Origin of the sequence: Winogradskyella sp. PG-2 (assembly GCF_000828715.1) — a bacterium.
Lineage (GTDB): Bacteria > Bacteroidota > Bacteroidia > Flavobacteriales > Flavobacteriaceae > Winogradskyella.
This window is the reverse complement of record NZ_AP014583.1, coordinates 1,838,248-1,858,449: the sequence shown is the minus strand read 5'-3', so window position 1 is coordinate 1,858,449 and position 20,202 is coordinate 1,838,248. Positions and strand designations below refer to the sequence as shown.

Sequence of the window (20,202 nt, the reverse complement as noted above, 5' to 3'; positions counted from 1 at the left end):
ATCATTTCTTTTAGAATCTTATTCTATAAAAGTGCATCAATAGCATCAGAGTATGCATTTTTAGGTGCAACACCAACTTGACGACCTACAACTTCTCCATTTTGAAAAACTAATACTGTTGGTATGTTTCTCACCCCGTACTTAGCAGCAAATTCCTGATTAGCATCAACATCTACCTTACCAACTACAGCTTTACCATCGTACTCTGTACTAATTTCATCAATGATTGGTCCAACCATACGGCAAGGACCGCACCATGCTGCCCAAAAATCAACCATTACTGGTTTATCACTCTTTAATACTGTTTCTTCAAAGTTTGCATCTGTTATTTCTAATGCCATAATATTTATTATTTATTGTATTCTACTTTAGTTAACATACCTGCGTCTTAACAAGTACACAAAATTAGTCAAAAAAAATGCCAAACCTTACATTGGCAGTATTTGATTTGATTATGACACTATTGCTTGGTTTTATAATAGCTTTTAAGCTCTTTAAGCATCAATCTATTAATATCTGGACTTAATATTCGCTTATCTCTATCTAAAATAAAAATACTAGCATTTAATTCTGGGAAATAATTCACAACTGTTCCCCAAAAACCCCCATGACCATAACCTTTTACGCCATCAAAATCAACACCAAATAAACCTAAATAATAGTTACCTTCCATAGGTTTTTTAGGACTTGCTTTAGTATAAATTAAATCTAGCGTACTTGAATACTCAAATATTTTATTGTTAAATAAACTCTGACAAAACACAGCCAAATCTTTAGAAGTAGATGCTATGCCTCCACCACCATACAAATCAAAAGAATGGTCTATTTCATAACTATCAAAACCTTCGGAAGTCCAATATTGATGGACTAGTGGTTCTAAATCTTTTGGATAATCTTCTAAAGTAGAAAACCATGTGGTTTGCATTCCAAGCTTATCATAATAAATTAAATCTCTAATTGAGGTATAAAATGGCTTTCCTGTTATACTTTCAATAATTTCAGTCAATAATAAATAATTCACATCAGCGTAAGTAAAAATATCACCAGCTTCACCCAAAGGATCGCCTAAAGTCATGGCTAATTTAATCTGTTCATCTCTAGAATATCTGTGCTTAGGATCTTTTTTAATCATTTCCATATAAGCATCAGTAGTCGCATAATCATGAATACCACTGGTATGACTTAATAATTGAACTACTTTAATTAGTGATGTGTTATAACCATCAGTTTTTAGTAAAGCATTAGTCTTTTTAAAAATTAATGTATCAATAGCTTGGTTTAAATCTAGCATAGACTCTTCTACCAATCTCAAAATCGCTGCACTAACATAAGTTTTAGTGTTACTTGCAATCAAAACAGGTTGATCTTCACTTAAAGGTGTATTAGTATTTTTATCTGTAATACCAACTGCTCCACTCCAAGATATCTTTTTATCTGGTGCTTCAATATGAACCATCAACCCAACAGCATCTTTGTTTTTTGCATAAATTGAATCTAAGATGGATTGGAAGACTTCTGTTTTATCCTTTTCGATAGTTGGCGTTTTCTTCTCTTCTTTACAACTAAGAAAAAGTAGAATTATCAAAGTACTTAATATCATTTTTTTCATAATCATGAGATTATTATACACCCGGGAATTTGTTAATTCAACTTATATCTAACATTATGTTCTTTGAGTTCATGCAAAAGTTCTTGAGAGATTTTCACTTTCTGCTTTCTACTTGGCATTTGTACTTTTATTTTTTCCTTGTTATCATAAACCACAAAGTTGAGAGTATTATTACCATCATGGATTCGCAATAAGTCATTCAAAGCAGAAATTTTGCCTTCGCTTAAATCATCAATATTTAATTGTATGGACAGCTTTTTAGCATAGGTATCCATAACATCATGCAGTAACTGAAAGCTATTAAACTGAATTCTTGGATCACCTTTTTTACCCGTATCTCTATTCACCCAACCTTCTTTTATAAAGGCTCTTACATAGACAAAAGAGTTAATCACAAAGAAGTGCCTAAACTTTAAATAGTCTTCCCCAAAGATTCTAAACTCAAAACTATCCGTATAATCTTCAATGGTAAATAATGCCCAGCCTTTTCCTTGTTTACTCACACGATGTTGTACATCTGTTACAACTCCACCAAAGGTAACTTCTCTATTCAACACAGAATCTAAATCGTTAAATAAGGCAATATTACCATTGCAAAAGGTTTTCATTTCAATTTTAAAATCATCCAATGGATGTCCAGAAATATATATGCCAACAACTTCTTTTTCGCGAGATAGTTTCTCCATTGTTCCCCAATCTTCACAAGGAGGCACCAATGGTTCTGCAATTTGAACTCCACTAGCTTCTCCAAACATACTTATCTGAGCTGAGTTTTCATTTTCTTGATGCTTTGCACCATATTTCACCGCTTTTTCTAAAAACGTAATCCCATCACCATCATGCGCAAAATATTGTGCTCTGTGTGTATCTGCCCAACAATCAAATCCACCAGCATTTGCTAATCCTTCAAAGGCTTTTTTATTGGCAGCTCGTAAATCAATACGCTTTGCTAAATCGAAAATAGATTTATAATTCCCTTCTTCTTTTCTTCCTTCAACTATTGTCTTTACTGCTCCTTGACCAACACCTTTAATCGCTCCCATTCCAAAACGAACTGCATTATCTTTATTTACCGAAAATTTGTAATAACTCTCATTAACATCTGGTCCTAAAACAGGTAAACGCATGCGTTTACACTCTTCCATAAAGAAAGTGACAGACTTAATGTCATTCATATTATTAGACAACACAGCAGCCATATATTCTGCAGGATAGTGTGCTTTTAAATAAGCGGTTTGATATGCAATCCAAGCATAACAAGTAGAGTGTGATTTATTAAAGGCATAACTCGCAAAGGCTTCCCAATCCTTCCAGATTTTTTCTAGTTTATCTTTATCTAAGCCTTTTGCTCCAGCTTGTTCAATAAATTTAGGTTTCATTTTATCGAGAACCGCAATCTGCTTTTTTCCCATTGCCTTTCTCAAAACATCGGCTTCACCTTTGGTGAAATCTGCCAATTTTTGAGACAATAACATTACCTGCTCTTGGTAAACCGTAATACCATAGGTTTCCTTTAAGTACTCTTCCATTTCTGGTAAATCGTAATCAATCTCTTCGTCACCATGCTTACGTGCAATAAAACTTGGTATATATTCCATAGGACCAGGACGATACAAGGCGTTCATGGCAATTAAATCATCAAAAACCGTAGGCTTTAGATTTTTCATGTGCTTTTGCATACCCGGAGATTCATATTGGAAAATCCCAACCGTTTCACCTCGTTGAAATAATGCATAAGTCTCTTCATCATCAAGCGGAAAACTTTCAGGATCTAGCACAATACCATGTTTTGCTTTTACAATCTTAACGGTATCCTTAATTAAGGTTAGTGTTTTTAATCCCAAGAAATCCATCTTTAATAAGCCTGCACTTTCAACTACAGAGTTATCAAACTGTGTGACATATAAATCAGAATCTTTGGCTAAAGCTACAGGAACATAATTGGTAATATCACCAGGTGTAATTATCACACCACAAGCGTGAATACCAGTATTACGAACCGAACCTTCTAAAACTCTTGCTTGGTTTACAGTTTCTGCTTGTAAGTCTTCACCATCCGAAATATTGAGAAGCTCATTGACTTTATCTAAATCTTCAGCTCTAAACTTTTTAGTCAAGTCCTTTTCGGATAAGCCAAATATCTTTCCTAGCTTAGACATCGTCGGAATTAACTTCGAAATTCGATCTGCATCACCAAGTGGTAAATCTAATACTCTGGCCGTATCTCTAATGGATGACTTTGCTGCCATGGTTCCATAAGTGATAATCTGCGCAACCTGATTAGAACCATATTTATTAATTACATAATCCATAACACGACCACGACCTTCATCATCAAAATCGATATCGATATCTGGCATACTCACACGATCTGGATTTAAGAAACGCTCAAAAAGTAAATCGTACTTAATTGGATCTATATTTGTAATCCAAAGGCAATATGCCACTACAGAACCTGCTGCTGAACCTCGACCTGGACCAACTGATACATCCATGTTTCTGGCTTCTCTGATAAAATCTTCAACAATTAAGAAATATCCTGGATAACCTGTATTCTCAATAACACTTAACTCAAAATCGAGGCGTTCTTTTATTTCTGGTGTAATGTCGCCGTATCGCTTTTCAGCACCTTTGTAAGTCAAATGTTTTAGAAGAGCATTTTCACCACGTTTACCTCCATCAGCTTCATCATCTTCATGCTTAAATTCATTTGGAATATCAAAAGCAGGTAATAATACATCTCGTGCTAATTCATAAGGTTCAATCTTATCAACTAGCTCTTGAATGTTGACAATGGCTTCTGGAATATCTCTAAAAAGAGTCTTCATCTCTTCAGAAGACTTAAAGTAGTATTCTTGATTTGGCAGACCGTAACGATACCCTCGACCTCGACCTATTGGAGTCGCTTGTTTTTCACCATCCTTTACACACAGTAAAATATCGTGGGCATTAGCGTTTTCTTGCTCAACATAATAAGTGTTATTAGAAGCAATCAACTTTACATCATGCTTTTTAGCAAATTGAATTAATACAGGATTCACACGATTTTCATCTTCTTGATTGTGTCGCATGAGCTCCATATACAAATCATCACCAAAAGTTTCTTTCCACCATAACAAAGCCTCCTCAGCTTGATTCTCACCAATATTTAAGACCTTACTAGGTACTTCACCATATAAGTTTCCTGTTAGGCAAATCAGGTCTTCTTTATATTGCTCAATAAGTTGCTTGTCAATTCGTGGCACATAGTAAAAACCATCTGTAAAAGCTACAGATGAAAGCTTTGCTAGATTGTGATAGCCTTTTTTATTCTTAGCCATTAAGACAATTTGGTAGCCATTATCTTTTCTGGTTTTATCATCATGCTTTTCGCAGACAAAAAATTCACAACCTATAATTGGTTTTATAAGCTTCCCTTTCTTCTCTTCACCATTTTCTTCTGCTTCAGCATGTTGTGCCTTAATCTTTTTATTATGATTTCCAACTGCACTTACAAAGTGAAATGCTCCCATCATATTTCCATGATCAGTCAATGCTACAGCTGGCATATCTTCATTGGCTGCAGCAGCTACTAAATCTTTGATGCTAATGGTTGACTGAAGAATGGAGAACTGAGAATGGTTATGCAGATGTACAAAATCAACCTCTGTTAATTTTGAAACCGCTTCTTTATTTGTTTCAGTTGGGATGGCTTCTGATTGTTCTCTTTGAAGTCGTTCATTAATCTTAGCACTTGCACGTTTTAGGTTAATGTGTTTTAATCCAATAAGTTGAATCGTATCTGGGTTTTCCTCAGAAAACCTCTGAAAATAATCTGGCTGAACATCGAGCTGTTCTTTGGTATATTGTTGTTTTCTAATTAATTCGAAAAAACAACGCGTGGTTGCTTCAACATCTGCCGTAGCATTATGAGCTTCACCAAAAGGTGTATTAAATAAATATTGATGTAATTCTGTTAAGGTTGGTAATTTAAATTTTCCATAGCGTCCACCAGGAATCTTACATAAACTAGCAGTATGTTCAGTACAGGTATCTAAAACAAGTAATTCTTGAAGTTGATTTGCAAGGTTTTCTCGTACAAACTCAGCTCCCATAATATTTAAATCGAACTTTACATTTTGTCCGACTACATATTTGGTCTTTGCTAAGGCTTCATTGAATTTTTCTAATACCTCAGAAAGTGAAACACCTTGTTCTTGTGCTAAATCGGTTGAAATACCATGAATTTTTTCTGCATCATAAGGAATATTGAAGCCTTCTGGTTTAACTAAATAATCTTGATGCTCAATACAATTTCCCATCGCATCATGCAGTTGCCAAGCAATCTGAATACATCTTGGCCAATTATCTGTATCTGTAATTGGTGCATCCCAACGCTTTGGTAAACCTGTAGTTTCAGTGTCAAATATTAAGTACATAAAGTTCTTTTGCAGTAAAAAATCGGAACTTTAAAATTAAGAAATAATCATGCTTTAATAAAATGAAGTTATGAACACTTGTAAACAAGAAAAGCGACTCAAATTGAGTCGCTTTTCTATTATATTTTATAAAAACCTAGGCTTGTAAATAATCTGGTGTACCATCTGCATCAGTATCTATAGCATCAACTGGATTGCCATCTGCATTTGGATCTGCATTTTCACTAATTGTTAATATAGTATCACCATCATCATCATCATCTAAGTAATCTGCAACACCATCTCCATCTGTATCACCAGTTTCAAAATTTGATAATAGCCCATCACCATCATCGTCGTTATCTAGATAATCAACATCTAAATCACCATCTGTATCAATTGGGTTTCCATCTACGTCAACGGCTTCGTCTGCAGTTAAAACACCATCTCCATCATCATCAGTATCTAAATAGTTTGGTGTACCATCACCATCTGTATCATCATTAGTAAGATCACCATCGCCATTAAAATCTTCAAAAGCATTTGGCACTCCATCACCATCATCATCACCACAATCTAATCCATCAATTTTAGTTTGAATACTTCCATCTACATCCCCACAAAACTGAATTTCTTCTTGTAGATAAAACAAATATTGTGCGCACTTATCATTAAAATCACCAATGGTAGCAGCTGTATATTGTGACTCAGCCTCTACTCTATTTGCTATAGCTTGGTCGCATGTTAAATCACAGTTCCCTAAACCATCAATAATAGCTTGTATTGAACCGTCTAAATCACCACAATAATTTCGCTGATTGTTCAATGCAGCTGCATATGCTTCACAAGCTGCTCGATAATCTGCACTGACAATAAACTCTAAACTCGAAGCAAAAGAGGCTTCGTAAGCTAACAAAGCAGTTTCAGTATCTATTTCGGTATCTATACATGTTATTGGATCAGCAGGAATTTCACCTGAAGTTAAAGGCACTCTGTAAAAAATACCATTTGTATAACCGACAGAATTTAATCCAGATGCATCAAAAGCCAAAAATCTAAAGGTTCCTGTAAACGTTTTATTTACTAAGTCTATTTCGTCAATATTAATCTCACCAATTTCTGGGTAAACAGACACTGTTGGATCTGGTCTGTTGTTTGTAGAATAAACAGTTCCAAATGCATCAACATATTCAGCCTCCATTGCATTAACATTTCCTACTCTATATCTACCTTCAATAACTGAAGGAACTCTAAGATTTACTGTTTCTATATTATTAGTTCCTGTGATAGTTAAAAATCCGTTCGCTTCAATGCTAGCAGAAAATGCTTTAGCTCTCCAGAGTTGATTAGCACGATCTCCTTGAAATGCAGGTGTATTAAATTGCACTTCGTCACCACAGCTAAATATTGTAAAAAAAACAAGAGATAAGAGGATTAGTTTTTTCATATTTCTAAAATGGTACTTTTTCTTTGCTTCAAATATAACGAAACAAGGTAATCAAAAGTATAATAATTTTTAATATTGAACCTATCTTCATTTTTCTTTTAGTTAAAATAGAATTCTTTTGGTTAAAGTGAATTAAAACATTGAGAATTAAAAAAATATAGTATCTTTGCGCCCTCATTAATAACAGAGGTCGTGAACCTCACTAATTAATTATTATGCCTGTAAAAATTAGATTACAAAGACACGGTAAAAAAGGAAAACCTTATTACTGGATCGTAGCAGCGGATTCTCGCGCTAAAAGAGATGGTAAATACTTAGAAAAACTAGGTGCTTACAATCCAAACACAAATCCTGCAACTATCGAGTTAGATGTTAATGGTGCTGTACAATGGTTACAAAATGGTGCTCAACCAACTGATACTGCAAAAGCAATTTTGTCGTACAAAGGTGCCATGCTTAAACACCACTTAGCTGGAGGTGTTAGAAAAGGAGCATTAACTCAAGAGCAAGCTGAAACAAAATTCAATGCTTGGTTAGAAGAAAAAGCGGCTAAAATTCAAGCAAAAGCTGATGGTTTATCTAAAGCTGATGCTGATGCAAAAGCTAAAGCATTAGAAGCAGAAAAAGCAGTAAATGAAGCACGTATTGCTGCAGCTGCACCAGTTGTTGAAGAAGAAGTAGCAGAAGATGTTGCAACTGAAGAAACAGCAGCTTCTAAGGAAGAAGAATAAAAAAATTATTTTTATACTTTTAAACCCAGACCGATTGTGTCTGGGTTTTTTATTTCAAATTATCGATGAAAAAAGAAGACTGTTTTTATTTAGGTAAAATTGTAAAGAAGTATAGCTTTAAAGGAGAACTTTTAGCTAAACTTGATACTGACGAACCTGATTTATACAATAACTTAGATGGCATTTTTATAGATCTAAGAGGAAATTTAGTCCCTTTCTTTATTGAATCTTCTCAATTACATAAATCTGATTTACTGCGTTTAAAATTTGAAGATGTAAATACTGAAGCTGATGCTGATTCACTTATGAAAACCGAATTGTATTTACCGCTTGATTTATTACCTAAATTAGATGGAGATAAATTTTATTTTCATGAAGTGATAGGTTTTAAAATTAAAGATCAAAATTTTGGTGATGTTGGTACAATAACTGGGATTAATGACTCTACTGCACAAGCGCTTTTTGAAATTGATAGAAATGGTATTGAAATTCTGATTCCAATGAACGATGAGTTTATTGTAAAAGTTGACAGAGAAAATAAAGTCATAGACGTTAAAACACCTGAAGGCTTGATTGATTTATATCTTGAATAATATTTGTCATTCCTGTGAAAGCAGACAAACCTTTAGGTTCAGCGTAGCTAATCCAATATATAATCTATAAAGAAATAGATTCCTGCCTCGCAGGAATGACAATACTTATGAATAAACCGTTCAAGTTCAAAAAATTTTCAATTAATCAAGACCGCTGTGCTATGAAAGTCGGTACAGATGGTGTATTACTCGGAGCATGGACTTCTATAAAAAATAATCCATTTTCTATTCTCGATATTGGTGCTGGCACAGGTATATTATCTTTAATGTTAGCTCAAAGAAGTCAAGCACAAACTATTGAATCAATAGAGATAGACGAAGGTGCATATGAACAATGCTCTGAGAATTTTGAAAACTCTCCTTGGTCTGATCGTTTATTCTGCTTTCACGCTTCTTTATTAGAATATGTAGAAGAAGTTGATGATCAATTTGATCTTATTATTTGTAATCCACCCTTTTATTCAGAAGATTTTAAAAGTAAAAATGTAGCACGTGACTTAGCACGTTTTAATGATGCAATGCCATTTAAACATTTAATTTACGCTGTTGCTCATTTACTTTCAGACAATGGTATATTCTCTGTTGTAATTCCTTTTAAAGAAGAACAAAATTTTATCAATTTAGCTTCAAAAATTGGATTATTTCTTAATCGATCACTTCATGTCAGAGGAAATCCTGATTCTAAAATTAAAAGAAGTTTACTAGAGTTCTCTTATAAAAATACTAAAGTAGAAAACAACGAATTAATTATTGAAACTGCTCGTCATCAATACACAGAGGACTATGTGAATCTTGCCAAAGATTTTTACCTTAAAATGTAGAATAGCTTTTGCTCTATGAAAACGTTTTCGTTACTTTTGTTTCAAACTTTGTAAACAAAAAATATGAAGCCAGATTTATTCGAAGCGCCAGACTATTATAATCTAGATGAACTACTCTCTGAAGAGCATAAATTAGTGCGAGATGCAGCCAGAGAATGGGTAAAACGAGATGTTTCACCTATCATTGAAGAAGCTGCGCAAAAGGCAGAATTCCCAACTCAAATTGTTAAAGGTTTAGCTGAAATAGGTGCCTTTGGACCTTATATACCTGAAGAATATGGTGGAGCAGGATTGGATCAAATTTCTTATGGTTTAATAATGCAAGAGATAGAACGTGGAGACTCTGGTGTACGAAGTACAGCTTCAGTACAATCATCTTTGGTAATGTATCCTATTTGGAAATATGGCAATGAAGAACAACGCCAAAAATACTTACCAAAATTAGCATCTGGTGAGTGGATTGGTTCTTTTGGGTTAACAGAGCCAGATTTTGGTTCTAATCCAGGAGGCATGGTAACGAATTTTAAAGATATGGGAGATCATTATCTTTTAAATGGTGCAAAAATGTGGATTAGTAATTCGCCTTTTTGTCAAGTTGCTGTGGTTTGGGCCAAAAATGAAGAAGGTCGTATCCATGGTCTTATAGTTGAACGTGGAATGGAAGGGTTTTCAACTCCAGAAACTCACAATAAATGGTCATTAAGAGCTTCTGCAACAGGCGAACTTATTTTTGATAATGTTAAAGTGCCTAAAGAAAACTTATTACCTAACAAATCTGGACTAGGTGCACCTCTTGGTTGTTTAGACTCAGCGCGTTTTGGTATTGCTTGGGGTGCCATTGGAGCTGCTATGGATTGCTATGACACAGCATTACGCTATAGTAAAGAGCGTATTCAATTTGGAAAACCAATCGGACAATTTCAACTCCAACAGAAAAAATTAGCTGAGATGATTACCGAAATCACTAAAGCACAATTGTTAGCATGGAGACTAGGTGTAATGCGAGAAGCAGGTACTGCAACCTCAGCACAAATATCTATGGCAAAACGTAACAATGTTGATATGGCAATTAATATTGCTCGAGAAGCAAGACAAATGCTTGGAGGTATGGGAATATCAGGGGAATATAGCATTATGCGTCATTCTATGAATCTTGAAAGTGTAATTACTTATGAAGGCACTCACGATATTCATTTACTTATTACTGGTTTAGATATTACAGGTTTAAATGCTTTCAAATAAAATATAAGGCTTATTTCATTATCTTAATCAAGATAATTTATATGTAAAAAGACAGGAAAATGCTTCTAAATTTCAGGAGCATTTTTTTGTTTTTATGAAATTGTATCTTTACAATTATGAAAAAGTTAGGCTTAATTGTCATTTTACTTATCGTTGTATTTTCTTGTCGAGTTAATGATGATCAACAGATTACAATTCCAAAATCTTATAAGATCTTAGCATTAGGTGATAGTTATACTATTGGGCAGAGTGTTTGCGAAACTTGTAGATTTCCAGAGCAATTAAAGGATAGTTTAATAACAAAAATTTCCAGACAAGATACAATTAGTCTAAAGGTTATTGCACAAACAGGGTGGACAACTACAAACCTTAAAAGCGCAATAAATAATGAAAATCTTAGTAATGATAATGATATAGTAACACTTCTAATTGGTGTTAACAACCAATTTCAAAGCAAACCGTTTTCGCTTTACGAAGAAGAATTTCCCGAATTGGTAACTACTGCAACAACTCTAGCTAATGGAAACCAAAATAATATAATTGTGGTTTCCATACCAGATTATGCTTACACGCCTTTTGGTCAAGGTTTTGGGCTTTCTGAGACAACAACTGAGGAAATTAACATGTATAACGCTTTTGCAGAAAATTATTGTGCTATAAATAATATCACTTTTATAAATATTACAGACATTACAAGAAATGGTTTAATTAACACTAATCTTGTAGCTTCTGATGGCTTACATCCTTCGGAATTAGCCTATACAATGTTTGTAGAACGTATACTTCCTGTCGCTATTGAAAAAATTCGATAAGTTTTATTATTTTAGTTGAAACGCTTTCCATGTCTTCAAAAACTAGATTAGATCGTGCTTATAAAAATGCCAAACATATTACGTTTGACGACAATTCTAAATTTATATTGTTTAGTGATTGCCATCGCGGGGACAATAGTTTTGCTGACGATTTTGCTAATAATCGAAACATTTACTTTCATGCTTTAAAACACTACTACTCAGAAGGATTCAGTTATTGCGAACTCGGTGATGGTGATGAATTATGGGAAAACTTATCTTTTGAATCTATTTTAAATACGCACAAAAATGTCTATATGCTGATGCGCTTGTTTCATGAACAAGGTCGTTTACATATGATTTGGGGAAACCATGATATGGTATATCGCGATCCTAAATATGTCGAAAAACATTTATCAACTTATTTCGACCCAAAAATTGGAGAGGATGTTGAACTCTTTTGCAACATTAAATATAATGAAGGGATTGTTTTACAACATTTGGAAACAAAACAAGAATTATTTCTCTGTCATGGTCACCAAGCCGATTGGTGGAATTATCTCTTTTGGAAATGGAGTCGCTTTATGGTTAGGATTCTATGGAAACCTCTTAACGTGATGGGAATTGCAGATCCTACAAGTCCAGCTAAAAATTATAAAGAATTGATTAAAGTAGAACGTCGCACCAAAAAATGGATCATTGATAATAAAAATTTAATTACCATTGCGGGTCATACACATAGACCACGTTTTCCAGAACCTGGTGATATTGCTTTTTTTAATGATGGTAGCTGTGTTCACCCAAGAAGTATTACCGGTATTGAAATTGAAAATGGGAAAATATCTTTAATTAAATGGCAAATTGTAACTACAGAAGATGGTACTTTAAAAATTGATCGATTCTTGCTTGAAGGACCAACTAAATTAATTGATTACAAGACAGAATAATTAACTCTCTGGTGCCAACTCAACCTCCAAGCCTTCCATTTCTGGTATCATTTGTATTTGACAACCTAAACGTGAATTATCTTTTACATGAAAGGCTTCAGATAACATTGCTTCTTCATCATCTTGCATTTCTGGTAATTCGGTTTCGCTCAACACATAGCATTGGCAAGAGGCACACATCGCCATGCCTCCACAAACACCAATAGTTCCTTCTGGTGCTAATTCGTATGAACGGACAACTTCCATAAGGTTCATAGCCATATCTGTTGGTGCTTCAATTTTATGGACCTCACCTTCTCTATCTATGATTGTTATGTTTATATCTTGTTGTTCCACTATTCTATCTTCTTAACTACCGCTTTCGGTGCTTCCTTACGTGTACCATCGAAACCATCAATTCCGCTTACTGTTGTATATTTTAATACATAGCGTTTTCCAGGATTAATGATTTTATAAGCTGCCTGACACATTAATGTAGCTTCATGGAAACCACAAAGAATCAATTTTAATTTTCCCGGATAAGTGTTTACATCACCTATGGCAAAAACACCCGGAATATTAGTTTGATAGTCTAGTGCATTATTTACCTTGATTGCATTCTTTTCTATTTCTAGTCCCCAATTTGCAATAGGTCCTAACTTAGGCGATAAACCAAATAAAGGAATAAAATGATCACACTCAACTTCAAACTCCTTTTCTATATGCTGTGACCGTTTAACAACTATAGCGTTAACTTTTCTATCACCAACAATACCAATGACCTCTGCAGGAGTAATTAAGTTTATTTTCCCTTTATTCTTTAATTCTTGTACTTTTTCAACAGAATCTAAATGTCCTCTAAACTCGTTTCTTCTATGAATTAAAGTCACTTCAGAAGCAACATCACTTAAAAAGATACTCCAATCTAAAGCCGAGTCACCACCACCAGCAATAACTACTTTTTTATCTCTATATATTTCTGGATCTTTAATAATATATTCTACACCCTTATCTTCAAAATCTGAAATGTTATGAATTAAAGGTTTTCTTGGTTCAAAACTTCCTAAACCGCCAGCAATAGCTACAACAGGTGCTTGGTGTTTTGTTCCTTTATTAGTGGTTACAATAAATGTACCATCTTCTTGTTTATCAATTGTCTCAGCCCGTTCCCCCAATGTAAAACCTGGCTCAAACTGCTTACATTGCTCCAGTAATTTATCAGTTAAATCACCTGCTAAAATTTCTGGATAAGCAGGAATATCATAAATCGGCTTTTTAGGGTAAATTTCAGAACACTGACCACCTGGTTGTGGTAACGCATCTATTAAATGACACTTTAATTTTAAGAGACCAGCTTCAAAAACTGTAAACAATCCTGTAGGACCTGCACCAATTATAAGTATATCTGTTGTAATCATAAATTTTAAGTTGGAAACAAAGCTAGTAACGTATTTTAATTTGAATGATGATAAATATCACATTTACTATTCTACATTAATAACACTTTCAATTTGAGGAGCATATTTCTTAATGGTCATCTCAACACCAGACTTTAATGTCATCTGGTTTACACTACAAGATGTACAAGCACCTACGAGTTGTACCTTAACAAATCTACCATCATCGATAGATAATAAGTTAATATCGCCACCGTCACTTTGTAAAAATGGACGAATTTCATCTAATGCTTTTTCAACGTTTAATTTAAGTTCTTCTGAGCTCATTTACTTTTTATTTACAGCAGAGCAACCTGCCATTGTCGTAATTTTTATCGCCTCTGTAGCTGGTAAATCTTCATTTCTATTTACCACTTGCTGCACAACTTCTCGAGTTATGGCTTCAAAAGCTTCTTCTATTGGAGTTGCAGTTTGTAATGCTGCAGGTCGTCCAATATCACCAGCTTCTCTAATACTTTGCACTAATGGCACTTCTCCTAAAAATGGAACTTCTAAATCTTCAGCTAGATTTTTTGCTCCTTCCTTACCAAATATATGATATTTATTTTCTGGTAGTTCTGCAGGAGTGAAATATGCCATATTTTCTATAATCCCTAAAACAGGAACATTGATACTATCTTGTTGAAACATTGCGACACCTTTCTTTGCATCTGCCAAAGCTACATTTTGAGGTGTGCTTACTACAACAGATCCTGTAATAGGAAGTGCTTGCATAATACTTAAATGTATATCACCTGTTCCTGGTGGTAAATCAATTAATAAGAAGTCTAATTTTCCCCAAGCTGCATCAAAAATCATTTGATTTAAAGCCTTTGAAGCCATTGGTCCTCTCCAAATTACAGCTTGATCTGGTTTTGTGAAAAACCCTATAGACAATACTTTAACACCGTAATTTTCTACAGGTTTCATTTTAGACTTTCCATTAATATTAACTGATAATGGTCTTTCTGAAGCTACATCGAACATAATAGGGATTGATGGCCCATAAATATCCGCATCTAAAACACCAACTTTAAAACCCATTTTCGCTAAGGTAACAGCTAGATTTGCTGTTACTGTAGATTTGCCTACTCCGCCTTTACCAGAAGCTACAGCTACAATATTCTGTATCCCAGGAATCGATTTCCCTTTAATTTCATTTGTAGTTGGTTTCTTCGGAGCGTCAACTTTAATATTGACTGTTATTTTTGCCTTTTCATAAACAGTTCTATGAATAGTTTGCAAAATCTCTACTTCTGTTTTCTTTTTTGCTTGAAGGCTTGGGTTTTTAATCGTAATATCTACAATAACCTCATCTGCAAATGTCACTACATTGGTTACTGCACCACTGTCTACCATATTTTCCCCTTCACCAGGAGCGGTTATAGTTTTTAGCGCGTTTAATATATCTTGTTTATTAAGCTTCACTTCTTATCTAGATTAATTCTAAATGCAAAGATACTGCTAAAAGTTTAAATTTTGAAGGGTTAAAATTGAATTGATTAATGCCTCAATTTAGATTCTAAATAGAGCTATTTTATGCTTTTAAATACGTTTTAAAATCATAATTCTTTTGTTGGGTCCCAGTACACAGTTTCTAAGTTTTGGATTTGATTATCTACAACCTCAATTCCTTCACTCTCTAAAAGTTGCTGCATTAAATTGGTCCCTTCAAAATGATGCTTTCCTGTTAAAAGGCCTTTTCTGTTTACAACACGATGCGCTGGCACGTCTTTTCCTCCAGAACCATTCATAGCATATCCTACTATTCTTGCGCTTTTTGCAGCCCCTAAATATTTAGCTATGGCGCCATAACTTGTTACTCTTCCAAAAGGCACTAGTCTTGCAACGTCATATACTTTTTCAAAAAATCCTAAAGTTTCAGGCTTCATTTTAAAGTTCTCTTAAAATATTAATGAAAGTGATAAGCGCTACAAGTCCGGTAATTATTCCAATACTGAAATTCATACTTTTTTGAGATGTAAACTTCTTATCTTTTATTTTATCAAAGAAAAATATGTAAAAATAAAGTGCTACAAACGTACCCATAGATGCACCAGTAACATAAGTAATAAGGCTAGTACGTTCAAAATTCATCCAACCAAAAGATGCTAAAGTAATAGTCATATAGGCTTGATACGGAATAGGAAATACATTAAGAGCAGAAAGCAACATACCATGTAATAAACGACCATGTTTACTTTTAATTTCAGTTTCTACTTTAGCTTCAGATTGCTTTGAAGCTAGCACTAAAAAATAAATGGTAATAAGTACAAAAATAACAAAAGCCACACGCTGTAGAATTTCTACTATATCTGGCCGATTAGATAAATATCTTGCGAAAATTGCAGCTATATATGTTTGAATAAAAACTACGATTGAAACTCCTGTAGAGAACATAATTCCTCGTCCTGCACCTTCTTTTAGGCTTATTCTTGCTGCTGTCATATTAAGCAATCCTGGAGGAATGACTCCTAGAAGTGCCACGAAGAGTCCGAGGAAGAATACGACTGTAATACTCAAATTTTAGTTGATTTTGAATCTAATATACGTAATTGCTTTGTCTTTCTCTAAATATTGATTTTCATAAAAGGTTTGAATCTCAGTTACTTCTTCTGGACTTCCTTCGAGTTTATATACATTATGATTAGCATACAAGACCTCGTATCCTAAACCATGAAGTAATCCAAGTGTATAACCATGCATAAATTCACTATCAGTTTTTAAGTGCATCAATCCATCAGCTTTTAGTACTTTTTTATAACGTTCTAAAAACTGGAGGTTGGTCATTCTATGTTTTGTGCGCTTGTATTTAATCTGAGGGTCTGGAAACGTAATCCAAATTTCATTTACTTCATTTTCTGCAAAAACATATTCTATAAGTTCAATTTGAGTTCTAATAAAAGCTGCATTAGGGATATTATCTTCAATTGCAGTTTTTGCACCTCTCCAAAAACGAGCTCCTTTTACATCAATGCCAATAAAATTCTTATCAGGACAACGCTTTGCTAGACCAATTGTATATTCTCCTTTTCCGCATCCTAATTCTAAAACTAATGGCTTATCATTTTTAAAAACGTCTTTTCTCCAATTTCCTTTTAAATGATAATTAGCATTAACTAATTCATCTCTGGAGGGTTGGAATACGTTCTTAAACGTTTCGTTTTCTTTAAAGCGTTTAAGTTTATTTTTACTTCCCACTGGTACTTATTATTTCTTCGTAATATTAATAATTTGGTAAAATTAAGGAAACATTTTAGGTTTATCTTTGTTTATTAATGACATCTCTAAAATAATAAAGGATTCTGGATTCTGCTCGAAACAAGAAACGTATTTTAGTCGCTCCTTTAAATTGGGGATTGGGGCACGCAACACGTTGTATTCCTATTATTAACTCCTTAATAGAGCATGGCTTTTTACCCATTATCGCTAGTGATGGAGTTGCTTTAGAGCTATTAAAAAAAGAATTTCCTGAACTACAATCTATTGAACTCCCGTCATACAATATTACTTATGCAAAGAAGGCTAATAGTTTTAAGTTAAAATTGATAAAAGATTCTCCACATCTTTTAAAAACTATAAAAAAGGAGAAAAAACACATAGAATCTATTGTTGAATGTGAAGCAATTTCTGGTATAATTTCAGATAATCGATTTGGCGTAAGACATAAACAAATACCTTCTGTATTTATAACACACCAATTACGGGTTCTAAGTGGAAGTACGACTTGGTTAAGCTCTAAACTACATCAAAAGATAATTTCTAAGTTTCATGAATGTTGGGTGCCAGATCATATTGGTACTAAAAATTTAAGTGGAAATTTAGGTCATATAGAAGGTTTTCCACAAGACGTAAAATATCTAGGGCCTTTAACTCGATTTAAAAAAATTGATACAAAAGCTAAATACGATCTTCTTGTCTTATTATCTGGTCCAGAACCTCAGCGTACTTTTTTAGAAGAAAAGCTTTTAAGTGATTTAGAACATTATAAAGGCAAAATTCTTCTTATTAAAGGGAAGATTGAATCTAATCAACAAAAAGAAATTCTTGGAAACATAACTATTTATAATTTTATGACTAGTACAGAACTTGAAATAGCTATAAATGAAAGTAATCTTATTTTAAGCAGATCTGGTTATACCACAATAATGGATTTAGCAAAACTTGAAAAGAAAGCCTTCTTTATACCTACACCTGGACAGTTTGAACAAGAATATTTGGCTAAAAAATTGAATGATGAAAGTATAGTACCATATTCAACTCAAAATGAGTTTAATATAAAAATGCTATCAGAAGTTGAAAATTATTCAGGTTTTGAATCGCAAGAATACGTGGTTAATTACAACAAATTATTTAGTCTTTTCTAAGGTAAAAGAAAACTCACTACCAACATCTAATTCACTTTCTACATAGATTTTTTCTTCGTGAGCTTCAATAATATGCTTTACAATAGATAGACCCAACCCTGAACCACCTTCTTTTCGAGATCCACTTTTGTCGACACGATAGAATCGTTCAAAGAGGCGTGTCAAATTTTGTTCAGATATGCCTTCACCATTATCTGTTACTCTGATAATAGCTTTGTTTTTTATTAGATTTTCAATACTAATCTCTGTAGTCCCTTTTTCTCTTCCATATTTAATAGAATTAACTACTAAATTGGTTAGCACCTGCTGAATTCGTTCTTTATCTGCATTAACCATTATAGGCTCTGTATAATCAATATCAAAAGTCAATGTTATATTTTTCTTAGCGGCTTTCATTTCAAAAAGATCAAACACGCTCTGTACAAGTTTAACAGTATCAAACTCTTCTTTGTCTAATCTAAGATCACCAACTTCTAGTTTGGTAATCATATCTAAATCTTTAAGAATATAAGATAGACGTTCAACACCCTTACTTGCACGAGTGAGATACTTCTTTCTTATTTTTTCATCTTTAATACCTCCGTCTAATAAGGTATCCACATAGCCCTGCACAGTAAATAAAGGTGTTTTTAATTCATGAGATACGTTACCAATAAATTCTTTACGATATTCTTCTCTAACTCTTAAAGTTTCAATTTCAATTTTTTTATCTCTTGCATATTTATCAATTTCTTTGGTAAGTGTTCCCATATCTGTGGTAATGGGTTGCTGTCTTAAACTGGTAGACTCTAAAAGTGTAAGATCATCATATATCTTTTTAACACGTCTATAAATAAAACGCTCTACTCTATACTGAACAATAATAAAACATAGAGGAAAGCAAATCACAGGAAAAAGTACAATCTGCCAATTAAACGTATGATAGTAGTATAAAAAAACACTCACCAAGAGTGTTGTAAATAAAGTTACATAAAGCGAAGTACGCAATGCAAATTTATAAGTTTTCCTAAGGTTTTTTTTCTGCATTAGTCCACAAACTTGTAACCAACGCCTTTTACGGTTTTAAAGGATTTATCGCCAATTTTCTCGCGAAGCTTTCTAATATGAACATCTATTGTTCTTCCACCAACAACAACTTCATTTCCCCAGACTTTGTCTAAAATCTCTTCGCGCTTGAAAACCTTACCAGGTTTGGTTGCTAACAAAGATAACAATTCAAACTCTTTTCTTGGTAGCGTAATTTCTACTCCTTTATTGGTAATCTTATATTCTTCTTTATAAATTACCAAATCCCCAATCTTAACAATAGCATCTGCTGCGTCTTCAGAGTTCTTAAGACGTCTTAAAAGTGCCTTTACTTTACTCACTAAGACTTTAGGTTTAATAGGCTTTGCTATATAATCATCAGCTCCTGCATCAAAACCAGCAACTTGAGAATAATCTTCGCCTCTGGCAGTTAAAAATGTAATAATTGTATCACTCAAATCAGATTGCTCTCTTATTCGCTCACAAGCTTCAATTCCATCCATTTCTGGCATCATTACATCTAAAATAATTAAGTGAGGCTTATGTTTTTTTGCTTTTTCAACCGCTTCAACTCCATTTTCACCAGTAATTACTTGGTAACCAGCAGCAGATAAATTAAAACCTACAATCTCTAAAATATCTGGTTCATCATCTACCAATAATATTTTGATATCCTTTTTCTTCAATGTAAATACAATTTTAAGGTTTCGTAAATATAAAATATATCTACCTTAACTTAATGAGAATTCCTAATTGATAACAATTCGCTAACATTAAATTCTAAGTTACTGTAAATTAAAACCATCTAACAGTTAC

20 protein-coding genes are annotated in these 20,202 nt (G+C 33.5%); 7 read left to right on the top strand and 13 right to left on the bottom strand.

Annotated elements, in window-relative coordinates; all coding sequences use genetic code 11:
• Positions 1–23 precede the first annotated feature (23 nt).
• The 4 genes from trxA to WPG_RS17385 all read right to left on the bottom strand — a co-directional run bounded on the left by trxA (position 24) and on the right by WPG_RS17385 (position 7,453).
• Positions 24–341 (bottom strand): thioredoxin, encoded by a 318-nt coding sequence (trxA, locus tag WPG_RS08280; protein ID WP_045471236.1) that lies wholly within the window; start codon positions 339–341, stop codon positions 24–26.
• 119 nt (positions 342–460) lie between these two features.
• Positions 461–1,609, bottom strand: a complete 1,149-nt coding sequence (locus WPG_RS08275) for a serine hydrolase domain-containing protein (protein WP_045471234.1) — start codon at positions 1,607–1,609, stop codon at positions 461–463.
• Between the two features lie 32 nt (positions 1,610–1,641).
• Complete coding sequence (gene dnaE / locus WPG_RS08270; RefSeq protein WP_045471232.1) at positions 1,642–6,027, bottom strand: DNA polymerase III subunit alpha; 4,386 nt, start codon at positions 6,025–6,027, stop codon at positions 1,642–1,644.
• Positions 6,028–6,163: 136 nt separating this feature from the next.
• Positions 6,164–7,453, bottom strand: coding sequence for a DUF6252 family protein (locus WPG_RS17385; protein ID WP_052471193.1), 1,290 nt, complete (start codon positions 7,451–7,453; stop codon positions 6,164–6,166).
• 215 nt (positions 7,454–7,668) lie between these two features.
• Here WPG_RS17385 and WPG_RS08260 point away from each other — a divergent pair, with 215 nt between their 5' ends.
• From WPG_RS08260 to WPG_RS08235, 6 genes are all read left to right on the top strand, one after another.
• Positions 7,669–8,184, top strand: coding sequence for a 30S ribosomal protein S16 (locus WPG_RS08260; protein ID WP_045471230.1), 516 nt, complete (start codon positions 7,669–7,671; stop codon positions 8,182–8,184).
• Between the two features lie 65 nt (positions 8,185–8,249).
• Positions 8,250–8,777: a ribosome maturation factor RimM gene (gene rimM / locus WPG_RS08255; protein WP_045471228.1), complete on the top strand. Its 528-nt coding sequence runs from the start codon at positions 8,250–8,252 to the stop codon at positions 8,775–8,777.
• Positions 8,778–8,884: 107 nt separating this feature from the next.
• Positions 8,885–9,598 carry a tRNA1(Val) (adenine(37)-N6)-methyltransferase gene (locus WPG_RS08250; RefSeq protein ID WP_045471226.1) on the top strand — a complete coding sequence of 238 codons (714 nt, stop codon included), beginning with the start codon at positions 8,885–8,887 and terminating at the stop codon, positions 9,596–9,598.
• A 63-nt stretch (positions 9,599–9,661) separates the two neighbouring features.
• Positions 9,662–10,840, top strand: a complete 1,179-nt coding sequence (locus WPG_RS08245; protein WP_045471224.1) for an acyl-CoA dehydrogenase family protein — start codon at positions 9,662–9,664, stop codon at positions 10,838–10,840.
• A gap of 116 nt (positions 10,841–10,956) precedes the next feature.
• Positions 10,957–11,652, top strand: a complete 696-nt coding sequence (locus WPG_RS08240; RefSeq protein WP_045471222.1) for an SGNH/GDSL hydrolase family protein — start codon at positions 10,957–10,959, stop codon at positions 11,650–11,652.
• A 29-nt stretch (positions 11,653–11,681) separates the two neighbouring features.
• Positions 11,682–12,578, top strand: coding sequence for a metallophosphoesterase family protein (locus WPG_RS08235; RefSeq protein WP_045471220.1), 897 nt, complete (start codon positions 11,682–11,684; stop codon positions 12,576–12,578).
• On the opposite strand, the gene WPG_RS08230 is transcribed toward WPG_RS08235, so the two are convergent.
• The 7 genes from WPG_RS08230 to trmB all read right to left on the bottom strand — a co-directional run bounded on the left by WPG_RS08230 (position 12,579) and on the right by trmB (position 17,194).
• Positions 12,579–12,914 (bottom strand): 2Fe-2S iron-sulfur cluster-binding protein, encoded by a 336-nt coding sequence (locus WPG_RS08230; RefSeq protein ID WP_045471218.1) that lies wholly within the window; start codon positions 12,912–12,914, stop codon positions 12,579–12,581.
• Positions 12,914–13,975 carry an NAD(P)/FAD-dependent oxidoreductase gene (locus WPG_RS08225; RefSeq protein ID WP_045471216.1) on the bottom strand — a complete coding sequence of 354 codons (1,062 nt, stop codon included), beginning with the start codon at positions 13,973–13,975 and terminating at the stop codon, positions 12,914–12,916. The genes WPG_RS08230 and WPG_RS08225 overlap by 1 nt, the downstream gene beginning before the upstream one ends.
• Positions 13,976–14,041: 66 nt before the next feature.
• A complete protein-coding gene (locus WPG_RS08220; RefSeq protein ID WP_045471215.1) occupies positions 14,042–14,281 on the bottom strand; it encodes a NifU family protein in 240 nt (79 codons plus the stop codon).
• A complete protein-coding gene (locus tag WPG_RS08215; RefSeq protein WP_045471213.1) occupies positions 14,282–15,421 on the bottom strand; it encodes an Mrp/NBP35 family ATP-binding protein in 1,140 nt (379 codons plus the stop codon).
• A gap of 134 nt (positions 15,422–15,555) precedes the next feature.
• Positions 15,556–15,885, bottom strand: coding sequence for an MGMT family protein (locus WPG_RS08210; RefSeq protein WP_045471211.1), 330 nt, complete (start codon positions 15,883–15,885; stop codon positions 15,556–15,558).
• Position 15,886: 1 nt separating this feature from the next.
• Complete coding sequence (locus WPG_RS08205) at positions 15,887–16,516, bottom strand: lysine transporter LysE (protein WP_045471209.1); 630 nt, start codon at positions 16,514–16,516, stop codon at positions 15,887–15,889.
• Positions 16,517–16,519: 3 nt separating this feature from the next.
• Positions 16,520–17,194, bottom strand: a complete 675-nt coding sequence (gene trmB / locus WPG_RS08200) for a tRNA (guanosine(46)-N7)-methyltransferase TrmB (protein WP_045471207.1) — start codon at positions 17,192–17,194, stop codon at positions 16,520–16,522.
• A 158-nt stretch (positions 17,195–17,352) separates the two neighbouring features.
• Here trmB and WPG_RS08195 point away from each other — a divergent pair, with 158 nt between their 5' ends.
• On the top strand, positions 17,353–18,360 hold the full coding sequence (locus WPG_RS08195) for a glycosyltransferase (RefSeq protein ID WP_231850276.1): 1,008 nt from the start codon (positions 17,353–17,355) through the stop codon (positions 18,358–18,360).
• Here WPG_RS08195 and WPG_RS08190 read toward each other — a convergent pair.
• Both WPG_RS08190 and WPG_RS08185 read right to left on the bottom strand, forming a co-directional pair.
• A complete protein-coding gene (locus WPG_RS08190; protein ID WP_045471203.1) occupies positions 18,343–19,386 on the bottom strand; it encodes a sensor histidine kinase in 1,044 nt (347 codons plus the stop codon). The two genes, WPG_RS08195 and WPG_RS08190, sit on opposite strands and share 18 nt — an antisense overlap.
• On the bottom strand, positions 19,386–20,072 hold the full coding sequence (locus tag WPG_RS08185) for a response regulator transcription factor (protein WP_045471201.1): 687 nt from the start codon (positions 20,070–20,072) through the stop codon (positions 19,386–19,388). Before WPG_RS08185 ends, WPG_RS08190 begins: the two co-directional genes overlap by 1 nt.
• Positions 20,073–20,202: the final 130 nt, after the last annotated feature.

Excerpts from the sequence above, each read along its gene's own strand:
- trxA (WP_045471236.1), bottom strand. The coding sequence starts at position 341 with ATGGCATTAGAAATAACAGATGCAAACTTTGAAGAAACAGTATTAAAG.
- WPG_RS08275 (WP_045471234.1), bottom strand. The coding sequence starts at position 1,609 with ATGAAAAAAATGATATTAAGTACTTTGATAATTCTACTTTTTCTTAGT.
- dnaE (WP_045471232.1), bottom strand. The coding sequence starts at position 6,027 with ATGTACTTAATATTTGACACTGAAACTACAGGTTTACCAAAGCGTTGG.
- WPG_RS17385 (WP_052471193.1), bottom strand. The coding sequence starts at position 7,453 with ATGAAAAAACTAATCCTCTTATCTCTTGTTTTTTTTACAATATTTAGC.
- WPG_RS08260 (WP_045471230.1), top strand. The coding sequence starts at position 7,669 with ATGCCTGTAAAAATTAGATTACAAAGACACGGTAAAAAAGGAAAACCT.
- rimM (WP_045471228.1), top strand. The coding sequence starts at position 8,250 with ATGAAAAAAGAAGACTGTTTTTATTTAGGTAAAATTGTAAAGAAGTAT.
- WPG_RS08250 (WP_045471226.1), top strand. The coding sequence starts at position 8,885 with ATGAATAAACCGTTCAAGTTCAAAAAATTTTCAATTAATCAAGACCGC.
- WPG_RS08245 (WP_045471224.1), top strand. The coding sequence starts at position 9,662 with ATGAAGCCAGATTTATTCGAAGCGCCAGACTATTATAATCTAGATGAA.
- WPG_RS08240 (WP_045471222.1), top strand. The coding sequence starts at position 10,957 with ATGAAAAAGTTAGGCTTAATTGTCATTTTACTTATCGTTGTATTTTCT.
- WPG_RS08235 (WP_045471220.1), top strand. The coding sequence starts at position 11,682 with ATGTCTTCAAAAACTAGATTAGATCGTGCTTATAAAAATGCCAAACAT.
- WPG_RS08225 (WP_045471216.1), bottom strand. The coding sequence starts at position 13,975 with ATGATTACAACAGATATACTTATAATTGGTGCAGGTCCTACAGGATTG.
- WPG_RS08220 (WP_045471215.1), bottom strand. The coding sequence starts at position 14,281 with ATGAGCTCAGAAGAACTTAAATTAAACGTTGAAAAAGCATTAGATGAA.
- WPG_RS08210 (WP_045471211.1), bottom strand. The coding sequence starts at position 15,885 with ATGAAGCCTGAAACTTTAGGATTTTTTGAAAAAGTATATGACGTTGCA.
- WPG_RS08190 (WP_045471203.1), bottom strand. The coding sequence starts at position 19,386 with ATGCAGAAAAAAAACCTTAGGAAAACTTATAAATTTGCATTGCGTACT.